Raw genomic sequence first — 14,246 nt, 5'->3', positions numbered from 1 at the left:
TACGCGGCATGGATGCCGCGTAAGAGCCTCCAGGGGCGGATTCACGGCGTGTCCCGCGAGGGTGGGCGGGCAAGGGCCCTGCAGCCAGGCTGTAAATCATTCGCTCTGCATCTGATCTATCCGAAATATCTAATTCCATCCAGACACAAGATGCAAAAGCAGCAAAGGATTTGAGTCGTAGAGGCGTTTGGATACGGTCAGAAGCTGAGTGAGTCGGGCGCGCGGCGCCCTCACCGCTCGCAGGACCGGATGCACGCTTCAAGACACGCGGCGCGTTTCCAGTGCTGCCATCACGATGGGCTTGGCCCATTCCGGTACCTGCACCAGCTCTGCAGGCGTCTGCGGGTAATGCAGACCGGCCCGATCCAGTTCCAGTACCAGCAGCGGCTCGGCCTGCCCCGATGCATCGGCAGCGGCGCTGTTGTCGTAGACGTGCAGCACCGCCAGATGCGGCAGCAAGGCGATCAGATTGGCGCGCGAGGCATCGAAGCGCTCGCGGATCTTGTGCTCGGCGATCGCATGGCCGCCGCCGGCAACCCGTGCTGCAACGCGTTCGATATGCAACTCCACCGTCGACAAGCCACAGAACCAGACTGCCACCGTGTGCCGTTCGCAAGCCTCGCGCAGCAAGCGCGGGATGGTGGTCGCGCCCAACGTGGTTTCGAAGGCGTAATCGCTGCCGTCCGCCATTGCCTGGCGCAGCCGTCGCACACCTTCCTGCCAAGCCTGGGCATTGGCCTCTTCCAACGTCCAGCCCTGCTCCACCAGTTGCCGGGTGAAGGCATCCGGGTTGAACCAGGTGGCGCCGTCTTCCTGCAGCAAGGTGCCCAGCAGCGAACTCTTGCCGGCGCCGTTGACGCCGGCCAGTACCAGAATATGTCCCATCGATCAGAGCGACGGACCCAAGGGGATCTTGCGGCCACGGCGTGCGGGCTTGGCGATCACCTGTCCCAGCACCGCGCCATCGGTGACCGCGGCAAGATGCGCGTCGAATCTGACCTGCAAGGCCTGCAGCGACTGCGCGCGCGTGGCCGCATCGGCAAGCGCGCTGGCCTGCCGCACCAGATGCCGGTATTCCTCCGCATCCACCACCACCGCTTCGGGGTGATTGTGATTGGTGATAACCACCGCGCCGTGGGTGCGCACCTTGCGCATCAGGCTGGGCCAGCCCTTGATCTTGATGTCGGCCGCTGGCGCTTTTTCGAGCTCGGGCAAGTCCTGATGACGGGACATGGGGCGGTCCTGCGATGTGAGTGACCCCAAGCTACGCCAAAATACCCATTTTGGGAAATTTGTCCATTTTGGACTATTCCACGTCGAACCCAACACGAGAGCGGCTAAAAACCGTAGTGGACAGTCATCAGGTGGGTGCAAACGGCGCACTCAGCACTAAGACATACGAGTAAATACGCTGCACCCAGCAGCGGCCGCACCCACCTAGCGGCGAGCGCCGTCGTCTTGTTAGCCGCCCAAACTGAAACGGGGCCCGCAGGCCCCGTCGCTTGACGCTACAGCTGTGCGGCTCAGCCGCGCAACTTGCTCAGCAGCTCGCGTGTCACCGGGTCGGCGACGTCGGCCGACTCACCCTTCAGTGCCGGCAACAGCTGGCTGGCCAGCTGCTTGCCCAGCTCCACACCGAACTGGTCGAACGCGTTGATGCCCCACATCACCGATTGCACGTAGACGCTGTGCTCGTACATCGAGATCAATGCGCCCAGCGCCTGCGGAGTGAGCGCATCGAGCAGGATCACCGTGCTCGGACGGCCTCCCGGATAGCTACGGTGCGGGTCGCTGCTGTCCTGACCATTGGCCAACGCCTCGGTCTGCGCCAACACATTGGCCATCAGCGCCACGTGGTTCTCGGCATACGGGTCGTCGTTGTGCACGGTGCCGATGAAATCGGCCGGCACCACACTGGTGCCCTGGTGCAGCGCCTGGAAAAAGCTGTGCTGCACATCGGTGCCCGCACCGCCCCACCACACCGCCACGGTGTCGCTGTCGACCGCCGAGCCATCGAGCTTGACCCGCTTGCCCAGGCTCTCCATCACCAGCTGCTGCAGATACGCCGGCAGCAAGGCCAGACGCTGATCGTAGGTCATCACCGCATGCGTGGCGCTGCCGAGCAGGTTGCGGTTCCACACCGCGGTCAGGCCGTGCAGCACCGCGACGTTTTCTTCCAGCGGCGTGTTGAGCGCATGCGCATCGAACTGCGCGGCGCCTTCGAGCAGCTGTTCGAAACGTTCGAAGCCGATTGCCAACGCAATCGGGAAACCGACCGCCGACCACAGCGAATAGCGCCCGCCGACCCAATCCCACATCGGCAGCACGCGGCTCGGTGCGATGTCGAAGGCCTTGGCCGCGCGCTCGGGGTTGGCGCTCACTGCAAACAGGCGCTCGCTGCCACCCAACCAGGCATGCAGGATGCCGCCGTTGAGCAGCGTTTCCTGAGTGCCGAAGGTCTTGGAAATCAGGATGCCGGCGGTGCGTGCCGGGTCCAGCGTGGCCAGCGTGCGCTGCATGGCGGCGCCATCGACGTTGGACACGAAATGCACGCGGAAGCGTGCACCGGTCACCGGGCGCAATGCATCGGCGACCAGACGCGGGCCCAGGTCCGACCCACCAATGCCGACACTGACGATATCGGTGACATCGGTGGCTTCGAGTTGCTCGATCAACGCACCCATGCGCTGGCGCACTTCTGCAGCGGTGGCATAAGCCTCAGAGGCCACCGGCGCGTCGGTCAGATCGCCACGCAACGCGGTGTGCAATGCAGCGCGCTGTTCGGTGACATTGACCTGCTCGCCACGAAACAGGCGCTGGAATGCACCGGCCAGATCGCGCTGACGCGCGATGGCGAACAGAGCGTCGAGCGCGGCGCGGTCGTACTTCTGGCGCGCGAAATTGAAATACAACGGACCGACTTGCCTGGCGTACTGCGTCGGCCGTTCCGGCTCGGCGGCAAGCAATGCGGGGATGGCAGCGCCGCGCAGGCGCTGGGCGTGGGCGTGAAGCGCGTCGAATCCGTTGGTCTGTGTCATGCGGCCTGCGTGGGGATGCTGTGGTTGGTGTGGGAGATTGCGTTGTGCGCGTCCACATATACCAGATTGGGCTTGAAGGTCTTGGCTTCGTCTTCGCTCATGCTGGCGAACGCAGCCACGATGATCAGATCGCCCACTTGCACGTGACGCGCAGCGCCGCCGTTGAGCGACAGGATGCCGCTACCTTCTTCGGCACGGATGGCGTAGGTGCTGAAGCGCGCACCGTTGGTGACGTCCCAGATGTGGACCTGTTCGAATTCGCGGATGCCGGTCGCTTCCAGCAGCAGGCCGTCGATGGCGATCGAGCCTTCGTAATTGAGCTCGGAATGAGTGACGGTGGCGCGGTGGATCTTGGCTTTGAGCAAGGACAGGTGCATGGACGCAGGCAACAACGAAAGGAAAGACGGCATTTTAGCGGAAAGCGCCCGCGCTCACCCGGGTGCCGCGCGGCCGCTGGTGAGGGCTTCAGGCGGCGGTGAGGCAAGACTTTTGGCCCTGACCTTTGGCCATGGATCGCGCGCGTGCCGCCAGCGCTCAGCGCGGCAGCACACGGCGATCCGGGCAGTCTCAGAATTCCAGGTTGTCGATCAGCCGCGTCGCGCCCAGACGTGCGGCGACCAAGGCCACACGCGCACCGGCATTGCTGTCGCCCGGCTCGTTCAGATCGGGTAGGCGTACCACCGCGTAATCGACCCGGAAACCGGCCTGTTCCAGCGCCTGCACGGCGCTTTCTTCAACCTGCGCGCGTGGCGTGCCGGCGGTGTAACTGTCGCGCATCTGCAGCAGCACCTTGCGGATCTGTGCCGACACGGGCCGATCCTCGGCCGACAGATACTGGTTACGCGAGCTCATCGCCAGGCCGTCGGCTTCACGCACGATGCTGCCGCCCAGGATCTCGATCGGAAATGCCAGGTCAGCCGCCATCTGCCGGATCACCGCCAGCTGTTGGTAGTCCTTCTTGCCGAATGCGGCTACATCCGGCTGCACCTGGTTGAACAGACGCGCCACCACCGTGCAGACGCCATCGAAATGCCCCGGCCGGCACACGCCTTCCAGCACATCGCTGACGCCCGGTGCGTGGACCGGTGTGGCCAACGCGGTGCCGAGCGGATACATGGTGTCCACGTCAGGCAGCCACAGCGCATCGCAACCGGCGTCTTCCAACCCACGCAGGTCGGCCTCGGGCGTGCGCGGGTAGCGGGCGAAGTCTTCATTGGGCCCGAACTGGGTCGGGTTGACGAACACGCTCGACACCACGCGGTCGGCATACTGGCGCGCCAGCATCACCAGCGAATAATGCCCGGCGTGCAGGTTACCCATGGTCGGCACCAGCGCCACGCGCAGGCCTTCGCGCTTCCAGCCGGTGACCAGGGCGCGCAAGGTGGAAAGATCGGTAATGGTCTGGATCATGCGGCGTACGCGTGCTCTGCATCAGGGAAGCTGCCATCGCGCACGGCCTGCGCATAGGCACGCACCGCGCCTGCCACCGAGCCGCCTTCGGCCAGGAAATCCTTGACGAACTTGGGTCGGCGATGGCCGCTGTCCAGACCCAGCATGTCGTGCATCACCAGCACCTGGCCATCGCAGCCCGGGCCGGCACCGATGCCGATGGTGGGCGCGCTGAGGTCGGCGCTGATCTGCGCGGCGATCGGCGTGGGAACGCATTCCAGCACCACCAGGCTGGCTCCTGCATCGACCACGGCCTGCGCATCGCGGCGCAATTGCTCGCCGGCTTCGCCGCGGCCCTGCACCTTGTAGCCGCCAAAACGCAGTACCGATTGCGGGGTGAGCCCCAGGTGCGAACACACCGGAATCTCGCGCTCCACCAGGTAACGGATGACATCGAGCTTGTGCCCGGCGCCTTCGATCTTGACCATCTCCGCACCGGCCTGCAGCAGCTGGGTGGCGGCATCGAGCGCACGCTCGGGCGTGGCATCGGCCTGGAACGACAGATCGGCCACCAGCAAGGCCCGCTCCAGCACGCGCGCGACCGCGGCGGTGTGGTAGACCATGTCGGCAGTGGTGACCGGCAAGGTGGAATCGTGCCCCTGCACCACCATGCCGAGCGAATCGCCGACCAGGATCAGGTCCACGCCATTGGCGTCGAAGCTGCGCGCAAACCCGGCGTCGTAGGCGGTCAACATCACCAGTTTTCGACCCTCGCGCTTGGCCTGCGCCAAGGCGGGCACGGTCCAGGGCTTGCTGTCAGCGTGGCTGCTCATGAAGTCATTACGTGGGGTGATAAGCCGGCCATTATCTACCCAATCGGCTCCAGCCCGCAGACATCGATCGCCTGCAATGCGTGCCGCACTGTTCCATGGCCTGGAATGATCGCCTCCGGCGCCAGCTCGGCAAGCGGCAGCAGCGCGAAGCCGCGCGCGTGCAGATGCGGGTGCGGCACCTGTAGCTGCGGCAGATCGATCACTTGATCAGCGTACAGCAGCAGGTCCAGATCCAGCGTGCGCGGGCCCCAGCGCTCGCCGGCGCAGCGCTCACGGCCGAACGACTGCTCAATGCCGAGCAAGCCCTCCAGCAGCGGCAGCGGCGCCAGCTCGGTGCGCAGCTGCGCCACGGCATTGATGAAATCGGGCTGGTCTTCGTGGCCCCAGGCCGGCGTGCGGTACAGGCGCGAAGCCGCAATCAGCGTGGACTGCGGCAGCGCGCCGAGCGCAGCGATGGCTGCACGCACGCTGGCCTCGGCCGGGCCCAGGTTGGCACCCAGGCCGACAAAGGCGACATGCATGCCCTACTCGCCTGCCGACGCGCCAGTGCGACGACGACGGCGGCGACGTTTGCGCGGTGCACCCTCGTCGCCATCGTGATCGGCCTGCGCCGATTCGATCGCATCGACCAGCTCCTGGCCGGACGACTTTTGCGCCTCGCGCCAGAACTCCACATCGGCCGCATGATCGGCCGACGCGAACTGACGCAACACCAGAAAATCGAACGCCGCGCGGAAGCGCGGATGCGACAAGGTACGGAACACGCGCTTGCGTTGACGCGACGAGAAGCGCGTCTGCAGCAACCAGATTTCCTGCATCGGCAGCGAGAAGCGGCGCGGCAACGCCACCCGCTCAAGCTGGTGCAAGGTGACCCGGTCGGCGGCGCGCCGCTGCGCATCTTCCGGCTGCACGCCCTGCGCCTGCAGCCCCATCAAGGTGCGGCAGAACGCCGGCCACAGCAGCAACGCGAACAGGAAGGCCGGCGACACCGGCTCGTCGTTGGCCACGCGCGCATCGGTATTGCGCAAACCTTCCAGCACCATCGCGCGCAACGCGCCGCTACGGTTGGATTTGAGCGCCGCCGCACTCTCGGGGAACAACGCGCCGAGCAGGCCGTAACGCTCCAGGCCTTCGAAACTGGCCACGCCGTGCCCGGACAGGAACAGCTTGAGAATTTCTTCGAACAGGCGTGCCGGCGCAGCTTCGGACAACAGCCCGGCCAGGCGCGGGATCGGTTCGGCACTGCCGGCTTCGATCTCGAAGTTCAACTTGGCCGCCAGGCGCACTGCACGCAGCATGCGCACCGGATCTTCCTGGTAACGCAGCTCCGGGTCGCCGATCAACTTCATCAGGCGTGCCTGCACGTCTTCGAAGCCGCCGCAGTAATCGCGCACCGAAAAATCTTCGATCGCGTAGTACAAGGCGTTGCAGGTGAAGTCGCGGCGGATCGCATCGTCTTCGATGCTGCCGTAGACGTTGTCGCGTACCAGGCGGCCGTTATCCAGCTCGCGGTCGCCGCTGCCATCGTCGATGTTGGCGCGGAACGTGGCCACTTCGATGATCTCGCGGCCGAACACCACGTGCGCCAGACGAAAGCGGCGGCCGATCAACCGGCAATTACGGAACAGCGCCTTGACCTCTTCCGGCGTGGCGCTGGTCGCAACGTCGAAATCCTTGGGGTGGCCACCGACCAGCAGGTCGCGGACTGCGCCACCGACCAGATAGGCGCCAAAGCCGGATTCGCGCAGGCGATACAGCACGCGCAGCGCGTTGGGGCTGATGTCCTTACGCGAAATGGTGTGCTGATCGCGTGGGATGACGCGCAGCGTGAACGGGGATGTAACTGAGGGTTCGATGATGGCGCTTCCGTCTTGTGTTGCAGGATTGCCCAACGGCTATTACCTCACTATACTAGCGCGCTGCACAAGACGCGACAAAAACGCTCCCTTCGTCTAATGGTTAGGACGTGGCCCTCTCAAGGCTAAAACAGGGGTTCGAGTCCCCTAGGGAGCACCACGTTCGTCCTGCTGCAGACCACGCCAAAGCCCCGCATTGCGGGGTTTTTGCATTGTGGCGCAGGTATTTTTAATGGGCGGTGCCGCTGCAGCGGCGGGCAGCGAGACCGCACAGGCCGTGACGTTCGGCAGTCCCCGTCACAGCACTCTTAGGCCAATCGAGTCATCTGGCCGAGTCCGGTTGAGCGCCACACCATTGGCCAACCTGGAAGCAATCGAGATCGCACCCTGCCGAGCGATCTGCTGCACTGCTCCGCGTGCGCGGCGTGATCCGCAACCTTGTCGATCACAGCAACACGATGAGTGCCAGCAGCACAGACAGATCGATCCCTGGCGCGCAGCGTATGTTGTATCGCCCCTGCCCCATCGCGATAGCCGACATGCCGTACTTGCGCGCCATCCGCGCGACACGCCTTGGATATTTGCAGTGCATGGCCTCTCCTCAACTGGCAAACGGGGATGTGCGATCTTCATCGCTGCCGGTTTCGGCAACGGCGTCATGGGCATGCAAACTTTCCAGGTGGCGCACTGCCACGTCGAAGGACGTGTAGCGCTCGGCCAACGCCATGCGCAAACGCCGCGCGGCATCTTCCACATACATCAGGTTGGCGCCGTTCAAACGTGCGAATGCCTGCTCGTCGATCCGCCGCACCGCCGCCTGCACCGGCGTCGCCAATGCCTGTTCGCAGATGCCGATCAATGCGCGGATATCCAGCCGCTGCAGGCAGGCCAACAGATCCACGCGCACCTGTGCCAGGCTGCGCTGACTGTGCGGTGTGGCGTACGAACCGTGCACCTGCAGCCACTGCGCAATGTCGTCCAAGGGCACCGCAGCGCGACCGGCATGCTGCTGCACAAATGCCTCGCTCAACAACTGCCGCGACAATGCCGCCGAACACGGGCAAGTCGAGGCATACAGCACGTCGATCTGCAGCTGGACCTGGCTGCGCCCTGCCCTGCACTGCGCATCGATGCGCACCGGGTATGCGCGCCAGCCGGCCAGACCTTCGCTGAGCAAAGCCGGCGTGCGCAGCATCACCTCGAACGACAGCGTCACCCGCGCCGCCCGGCTGCCGCAGTCGGCATGGCTGTCGATCAAGGCCTGCAACAACTGCGACAACATCGCTGGCGAGACCGGCTGTTCCAGATGCCGGTCCAAGAGGCGATACAGCCGCGACATATGGATGCCCTTGATCTCGGGGCGCGGCAGATCGACCTGCACGCTGGCGCGGGCCGCGACGGTGCCGCTGGGCTCGGCCTCATCCAGGCGTACGGGGATGGCAATATCGTGCATGCCCACCCAGCGCAGCGGTGCGCTCAACGCGGGCGGTTCGGTAACGGCAACATCGGGAAGCGTGGCGGACATCGGGAACTCGTTGATGATGAAGATGACAGCCGCGTATCAGGCGCGGCCAGGAAATGCCTGGAAGTAATCGTCGATGCCCGCATGCAGGGTCTGCGCGAGCTCGTCCTGATGCGCATCGCCGCATAAGCGATAGCAATCGTCGCGGTTGCTCATGAAGCCGGTTTCCACCAGCAGCGAGGGAATGTCGGGCGACTTCAGCACCGCAAAACCGGCCTGCCCCACCTGAGGCTGATGCAGCCGGGTCACGTGCTGCAGGCGGCCCAGCATCAAGTTACCGAACGCAACGCTGCTGGCGATGGTTCCGCTCAGCGACAGATCGGCCAGTACCTGCGACAGCACCGGATTGCTCGGCACGCGTAGCCGGCGTGCGTTGTCGCCCATGTCGTCTGCGGCGTTCTCGCTGTCGGCAATCCAACGCGCCAACGCCGAGCTGGCACCATTTTCGGACAAGGCAAACACCGACGCGCCGCTGGCCTGCGTGTTGGGCGCGGCGTCGGCATGGATGGACACGAACAGATCGGCATTGTGGCGATGGGCGATCAACACCCGTTCGTGCAACGGCACGAAACGGTCGTCGCTGCGGATCATGGTCGGTCGATAGCGCGTGTCGGCAACGAGCCGCTGATGCAGACGCCCGGCCACCGCCATGGCGACATACTTCTCGTAACGCGCATCGGCACTGACCGCACCGGGATCCTTGCCGCCGTGGCCGGCATCGATGGCGATCACGTACGGATGCAGGCGCGAGCGCGTCGCAATGATCGGCGCCTGCGCAGCCACGACTGTCGACAGCGGCACAGTGCCGGATGCGGCAGCCAGATCCAGGAACAAAACATTGCCGTCCCAGCGCGTAGTGACTACGACCGGCTGGGCCAGATCGAGCACCACACGCATCCCATCGGCGTGTGGCCCGCTGCGGATGGCGATGACCGCCGTGCCAGGGGGCAGAGGCGCAATGCGCGGCGACTGGCTCGAAACGCCCGACAAATCAATCACCAGTCGCTCAGGATCGGACAACCCGAAACTGTTGTAGACGGCCTGCGCACTCAACTCCAGCCGCAGGCGCAGCACATCGCCTTGCTGCTGCACGCTGCACTCGAGCAGGGAGGGAAGACCTTGCGTATAGCCGACGACGGGCGACAGCAGCAACGCTGCGCTCGCGCCTTGCAATAGGTGTCGCCGGTTCATCGTTGGCACCCGCGCCTGCCCGAGCCATCAGCTCGCCACGACAGGGGAATCCGCGGAGGGCGACGCACGATCGAACAGCATTTAGACAGAGGTAGGGGGTAAGACACGAGAGGCAGGAAGCGCGCGAAGGCCCGTAATTGTTATAATGTAACACAACGTTGCCACAGCACTACTGAACGTCCAACCCTGTGCCTCGACGTTCATCTACAACCCGTCCTGGAGCCCGCCCGATGCCTGCCCACCTTCCTGATAGCTACTCTGCCTGGCGTCACTGCATCGAGATCGCTTGTGCCCAGCCGCTGACGCCGGTCTTCATTGCGCAGCGCCTTATCGAACTGCGCGACACCGCCAACCACCACACCCAACAATTTCTGCGTCTTTGGGGCCTGGCACACTATCGGCAAGTGATTGAATGGTTCGAGCGTGCCGGCAGCGAGTGCTCGGCTAAGTAAGCACCTCTCAAAGCCGCGACGCTTGTTGAAGAAGATGGGTCCGGGATGCGTACCGTGGTTGACTACGCTTATTTACGACCTGTGATATGTCGTCGCGTTTTTATGCGACAAACAATCAACAAAACGCTCCCCTCAACACGTAACGTATAAGCGCCTGAATTGCAGGCGGAGTTGCCCCATACAGGGGGAAGGCAAAGACATTATGGACGCGAAAAATAATGCACTGAAAGCAATTCTTGTGCTAACGGGATTTCTGGTTATGGGTCATGCGATCGCTCAAACATGTTGTCCTTCCGGAGGCGTAGGAGTGAGAGCAACCGGACTCGGCGAAAACCATCCGAGTGCCACTAACCTCGCATTGGATGCCGCTTGGTCCATTTACGAATTTCAACGTGATGGCGTCACCTACCTGCAGATCAACGACACCGCAGGCACAGTACGGGCCGTGGTCGCGCGTGTCGACAATGCGCTTTGGGTAGTCCCAATGGGCAAGGATGTCGACCGCGTTTCAGTACCGACCACTAACTCTATTTCGGAAAACGCGATTTCTTTCAACGTGAATAGTGCAATCAGCAACACGTCTCGCATGGTCTATCGGAATGCAAATTTCACTGTGCACGTCGAGTCGCAAGCCAACGGGGAACACTGGAGAGTCTCTCCTTCGAAGTAACAGCAGACGCCTCCGCGACAAGGAAGGTGAGTACTAACGCATGGCGGCGACGGAACATGCCGCCATGCGATTTCAATCGGGCGCGAAACTCGGCTTCCGCTTCGGGCGAGTCGCGCCGCACGGAGTCCACCAAAGATGTATCCGCGAACACACGTATTACAACACCTTGCCCACCCCGGCCCCGCCATGCGCGGGCTTGGATAAAATGCTTGTTTGCATGGGGCAGCAACTCGATTGCACTAAGCGTGCAGCGATAGGCAGCCAACTGAAGACCGAGTGAGAGCTGACGGCAATCCCCTCGCAAAAGATACTCGAACCCTGTGGATTTGAATCGCGCCAAAGCTGGCGAACGCAGCGATTGAAACAAGCCGTGCGTTTCAATCTCCAGAGGGTATAAATTGGCGACATACTCTTGAAGAAGCCGAGATTCAATCACAGCGACACGAGTGATTTCCATCGCAGCCGCGTGGTGCCCCCTCGAACGCAAATCCGCCACAATATCTTTGCGCATTCGATTGATCTGAGCATTGACATCCGAATACTCCAACACTTGATTGCGCAAGGTACGTTCGGCACCTAAATAACTATCTTTTACGGCCTGTTGCGAGTCCGCCCTGATTCGGCGAATCGTATCGAATCGCTCAAAAGGAATGGTCAGACGAGCACCAAAAATGAAAAGCGCGGCACTTACCAGGACATGGAACAACTGAATCAAAAAAAGATTCGGATCATAGAATCCAATTTGATAGACCTTTGGAATACTGATAGCAAGCGCCACCATCGCCAACAAGGTACCTAGAGCAGTCCCCGTAATGCCGTGACGTCGAGTCAATAAAACTGCGGGCCCTATCAATGCGATCATCAAGATGTTGCGGGGAAGCGCATCGTGCGTGTAATTGAGCATATAAAACAACGCAACGATGGCGACTACCGAAGCACCAAGATCACGTGGCAATTCAGCCCTGATCGGCTGCGACTGCTTGGGCGACCAAAGCATCACTGGAAGCAGGAACATCAAGATGCCGAGATAGCTACCTACCCAATAACGGAGTAGGAACTCCAAAAAGTTAACTGTCGCCGGGCCATCCAGCAGTGCATTGATCACAATGCTCCACAATGAATTACAAAAAGCGACAGCGATGGCAAACGGGATCAACCAACGAACTTGGTAGACCTGCCCGCGCGAATGATGCCTTGCTAGCCATATAACGTACGCAATCATTGGCGCGTGCAAAAACGGACTGAGATAGGCCCATATCAAGCTGTAATCCTGGCGCAGTGCCAGTGGGACGCGCAGCCAGAGCATGGCAGCAGCGTCACCCGCCAACAAAAACGGCCACTCTCGGTACGGCCGAAACAGCAAGGTGATGACGCGCAAGCCGACAGGCAGGTACCACTGGTCTATCGAGCAGAACCAAAGCATCACAAACGTAAGTCCGTAGCACACGCCGATCAGCGTGCCCCTGAGGACTTCCCTGGCTGAAGCCATACCACCACTCCTTGGTTCCACGATTCACCCTAGTCTGGAGGGAACTGCGGATTGGAGTATAGCGGTGGCGCACAATTCGCTAGAAGAGGCAGTTGCTCTTCACTCGGCAAATGCATTCGAGGACACGCTTTGCACTTTACTGGTGCGTCACCCAACTCAAGGAAGTGCGCTAGCCGGCATCGCGTCGCCTGACCGGATCAGGTGCAGGAACACTCAAGCCATCAACACTCATCTTGATGCGCTTATGCAGCAGTCGTCTTCGACGCCGCATGCGCTAGGACATAAAAGAAAGCCGCGCTGTTGCGCGGCTTTCTTCTTTTTTCATGCCGAAAGTTGCATAGCAGGCTAAATCAGCCCTCCATCTGCTCCAACTCCTTGCCCTTGGTCTCGTAGACGTACTTGAGCACGAAGAACACCGAGATGAAGGCGGCAACCGTATAGATGCCGTAGGCGCCGGCAAGACCGATACTGCCGAGCAGGATCGGGAAGCTGACGGTGATGGCGAAGTTGGAGGTCCACTGCGCGGCACCGGCGATCGCCAGGCCCGAGCCGCGGATCTGGTTGGGGAACATCTCGCCCAGCATCACCCACATCACCGGGCCCCACGAGGCGTTGAAGAACACCACGTAGACGTTGGCGGCCACCAGCGCCAGCATGCCCATGGCATCGGACATCGCCAGCTTGCCTGTGGCGTCCAGCGACGCGGTGGCGAACGCATAAGTCACCAAGGCCAGCGACACCGCCATGCCGACCGAGCCGATCCACAGCAGCGGCTTGCGGCCGATCTTGTCGACCAGCATCACCGTGACCAGGCAGGCGCCGATGCTCAGGCCGCCGGAGAGCACGTTGATCAGCAGTGCGTCCTGTTCGGAGAAGCCCACCGCCTGCCACAACACTGCGCCGTAATAGAACACCACGTTGATGCCGACCAATTGCTGGAACACCGCCAGGCCGACGCCGATCCAGACGATGGGGCGAACCTTGCCGGTGGCCTTGCTGATCAGGTCGGAGAACTTGGGCTTGTGCTGGTCGGCCGACATGGACGCGGAGATCTCGGTCAGCTTGGTCTGCGCGGCAGCGTTGCCGTACAGCCGCTTGAGCACCACCAGCGCCTGCTCGCGACGACCCTTGACCACCAGGTAGCGCGGGCTTTCGGGGATGACCAGCAGCAACAGCAGGAACGCCAGCGACGGAATCGCCTGCATCCAGAACATCCAGCGCCAGGCGGCCTGCCCGGCCCACAACGGCTCGGTGGAGGCACCCGCCGCGTTGGCGAGCAGATAGTTGCTCAGGAAGGCGCAAAACAGCCCGCTGATGATGGCGATCTGCTGCATGGTGGCCAGCCGGCCGCGATAGCGCGCGGAGGCGACCTCGGCGATGTAGGCCGGTGAAATGACGCTCGCCGCACCGACGGCAAAGCCGCCCATGACGCGCGCGAAGATGAAAAAGCCGGAGCTGTGCGAGGCACCGGCACCGATGGCCGAGAGCAGGAACAGCGCCGCAGAAATGATCAGGACCGCGCGGCGGCCCCAACGGTCGGCCAGGCGGCCGGCGAAGAAGGCGCCGATGGCGCAACCCAGCAGCATCGAGGCGACTTCGAACCCGGTCTCGGCGGCACTGGAATGGAAGGTCTGCTTCAGGCCATCGACAGTGCCGTTGATCACGCCGCTATCGAAACCGAACAAAAAACCGCCGATCGTTGCAACGCAACTGATCAGGACGATGAAACGGGTGTTCTCACCGGCATCGGGGGCGCCGTTTACGGAGACACTGGACATGGGTTCACCTGGAAACATGCAAGGGAGC

Annotated in this window: 13 protein-coding genes and 1 tRNA gene; 2 read left to right on the top strand and 12 right to left on the bottom strand. The window is 62.5% G+C overall.

Translation table 11 applies throughout. The features are described from left to right. Nucleotides 1-258: 258 nt before the first annotated feature. From RQH86_RS02635 to pcnB, 8 genes are all read right to left on the bottom strand, one after another. Complete coding sequence (locus RQH86_RS02635; protein WP_311240482.1) at nt 259-885, bottom strand: AAA family ATPase; 627 nt, start codon at nt 883-885, stop codon at nt 259-261. Between the two features lie 3 nt (nt 886-888). After that, a complete protein-coding gene (locus RQH86_RS02630; protein ID WP_055854802.1) occupies nt 889-1,233 on the bottom strand; it encodes a type II toxin-antitoxin system prevent-host-death family antitoxin in 345 nt (114 codons plus the stop codon). A 290-nt stretch (nt 1,234-1,523) separates the two neighbouring features. After that, on the bottom strand, nt 1,524-3,038 hold the full coding sequence (pgi, locus tag RQH86_RS02625; protein WP_311240481.1) for a glucose-6-phosphate isomerase: 1,515 nt from the start codon (nt 3,036-3,038) through the stop codon (nt 1,524-1,526). Beyond that, on the bottom strand, nt 3,035-3,415 hold the full coding sequence (panD, locus tag RQH86_RS02620) for an aspartate 1-decarboxylase (RefSeq protein WP_055854797.1): 381 nt from the start codon (nt 3,413-3,415) through the stop codon (nt 3,035-3,037). Before panD ends, pgi begins: the two co-directional genes overlap by 4 nt. A 190-nt stretch (nt 3,416-3,605) precedes the next feature. Further along, nucleotides 3,606-4,448, bottom strand: coding sequence for a pantoate--beta-alanine ligase (gene panC / locus RQH86_RS02615; protein ID WP_311240480.1), 843 nt, complete (start codon nt 4,446-4,448; stop codon nt 3,606-3,608). Next, nucleotides 4,445-5,260: a 3-methyl-2-oxobutanoate hydroxymethyltransferase gene (panB, locus tag RQH86_RS02610; protein ID WP_311240479.1), complete on the bottom strand. Its 816-nt coding sequence runs from the start codon at nt 5,258-5,260 to the stop codon at nt 4,445-4,447. The genes panC and panB overlap by 4 nt, the downstream gene beginning before the upstream one ends. Before the next feature lie 35 nt (nt 5,261-5,295). Further along, nucleotides 5,296-5,781 carry a 2-amino-4-hydroxy-6-hydroxymethyldihydropteridine diphosphokinase gene (gene folK / locus RQH86_RS02605; RefSeq protein ID WP_311240478.1) on the bottom strand — a complete coding sequence of 162 codons (486 nt, stop codon included), beginning with the start codon at nt 5,779-5,781 and terminating at the stop codon, nt 5,296-5,298. A gap of 3 nt (nt 5,782-5,784) precedes the next feature. Continuing rightward, complete coding sequence (gene pcnB / locus RQH86_RS02600; protein ID WP_115511921.1) at nt 5,785-7,152, bottom strand: polynucleotide adenylyltransferase PcnB; 1,368 nt, start codon at nt 7,150-7,152, stop codon at nt 5,785-5,787. Nucleotides 7,153-7,201: 49 nt separating this feature from the next. Between pcnB and RQH86_RS02595 the strand changes: the two genes are divergently transcribed. Further along, a tRNA-Glu gene (locus RQH86_RS02595) sits at nt 7,202-7,276 on the top strand. 441 nt (nt 7,277-7,717) lie between these two features. Here RQH86_RS02595 and folE2 read toward each other — a convergent pair. Together folE2 and RQH86_RS02585 are read right to left on the bottom strand one after the other, a co-directional pair. Further along, nucleotides 7,718-8,641 carry a GTP cyclohydrolase FolE2 gene (gene folE2, locus RQH86_RS02590; protein WP_311240477.1) on the bottom strand — a complete coding sequence of 308 codons (924 nt, stop codon included), beginning with the start codon at nt 8,639-8,641 and terminating at the stop codon, nt 7,718-7,720. Between the two features lie 36 nt (nt 8,642-8,677). Beyond that, entirely contained in the window at nt 8,678-9,829 is a 1,152-nt protein-coding gene (locus RQH86_RS02585; RefSeq protein ID WP_311240476.1) for an N-acetylmuramoyl-L-alanine amidase, read from the bottom strand. Nucleotides 9,830-10,059: 230 nt separating this feature from the next. Here RQH86_RS02585 and RQH86_RS02580 point away from each other — a divergent pair, with 230 nt between their 5' ends. Next, nucleotides 10,060-10,281: a hypothetical protein gene (locus tag RQH86_RS02580; RefSeq protein ID WP_311240475.1), complete on the top strand. Its 222-nt coding sequence runs from the start codon at nt 10,060-10,062 to the stop codon at nt 10,279-10,281. A 608-nt stretch (nt 10,282-10,889) separates the two neighbouring features. On the opposite strand, the gene RQH86_RS02575 is transcribed toward RQH86_RS02580, so the two are convergent. Then, entirely contained in the window at nt 10,890-12,440 is a 1,551-nt protein-coding gene (locus RQH86_RS02575; protein ID WP_055854776.1) for an MASE1 domain-containing protein, read from the bottom strand. Between the two features lie 350 nt (nt 12,441-12,790). Continuing rightward, entirely contained in the window at nt 12,791-14,218 is a 1,428-nt protein-coding gene (locus tag RQH86_RS02570; protein WP_055854773.1) for a sugar porter family MFS transporter, read from the bottom strand. Nucleotides 14,219-14,246: the final 28 nt, after the last annotated feature.

Source organism: Xanthomonas sp. WCS2018Noco2-27, assembly GCF_031843525.1.
Taxonomy (GTDB): Bacteria; Pseudomonadota; Gammaproteobacteria; order Xanthomonadales; family Xanthomonadaceae; genus Xanthomonas.
The sequence above is the reverse complement of the archived record's forward strand: the minus strand, read 5'-3'. Positions and strand labels throughout refer to the sequence as shown.

What these genes read in the sequence shown, in the direction of transcription:
- RQH86_RS02630 (WP_055854802.1), bottom strand. Translation starts at nt 1,233, where the DNA reads ATGTCCCGTCATCAGGACTTGCCCGAGCTCGAAAAAGCGCCAGCGGCC.
- pgi (WP_311240481.1), bottom strand. Translation starts at nt 3,038, where the DNA reads ATGACACAGACCAACGGATTCGACGCGCTTCACGCCCACGCCCAGCGC.
- panD (WP_055854797.1), bottom strand. Translation starts at nt 3,415, where the DNA reads ATGCACCTGTCCTTGCTCAAAGCCAAGATCCACCGCGCCACCGTCACT.
- RQH86_RS02575 (WP_055854776.1), bottom strand. Translation starts at nt 12,440, where the DNA reads ATGGCTTCAGCCAGGGAAGTCCTCAGGGGCACGCTGATCGGCGTGTGC.
- RQH86_RS02635 (WP_311240482.1), bottom strand. Translation starts at nt 885, where the DNA reads ATGGGACATATTCTGGTACTGGCCGGCGTCAACGGCGCCGGCAAGAGT.
- folK (WP_311240478.1), bottom strand. Translation starts at nt 5,781, where the DNA reads ATGCATGTCGCCTTTGTCGGCCTGGGTGCCAACCTGGGCCCGGCCGAG.
- folE2 (WP_311240477.1), bottom strand. Translation starts at nt 8,641, where the DNA reads ATGTCCGCCACGCTTCCCGATGTTGCCGTTACCGAACCGCCCGCGTTG.
- panC (WP_311240480.1), bottom strand. Translation starts at nt 4,448, where the DNA reads ATGATCCAGACCATTACCGATCTTTCCACCTTGCGCGCCCTGGTCACC.
- panB (WP_311240479.1), bottom strand. Translation starts at nt 5,260, where the DNA reads ATGAGCAGCCACGCTGACAGCAAGCCCTGGACCGTGCCCGCCTTGGCG.
- RQH86_RS02580 (WP_311240475.1), top strand. Translation starts at nt 10,060, where the DNA reads ATGCCTGCCCACCTTCCTGATAGCTACTCTGCCTGGCGTCACTGCATC.
- RQH86_RS02570 (WP_055854773.1), bottom strand. Translation starts at nt 14,218, where the DNA reads ATGTCCAGTGTCTCCGTAAACGGCGCCCCCGATGCCGGTGAGAACACC.
- RQH86_RS02585 (WP_311240476.1), bottom strand. Translation starts at nt 9,829, where the DNA reads ATGAACCGGCGACACCTATTGCAAGGCGCGAGCGCAGCGTTGCTGCTG.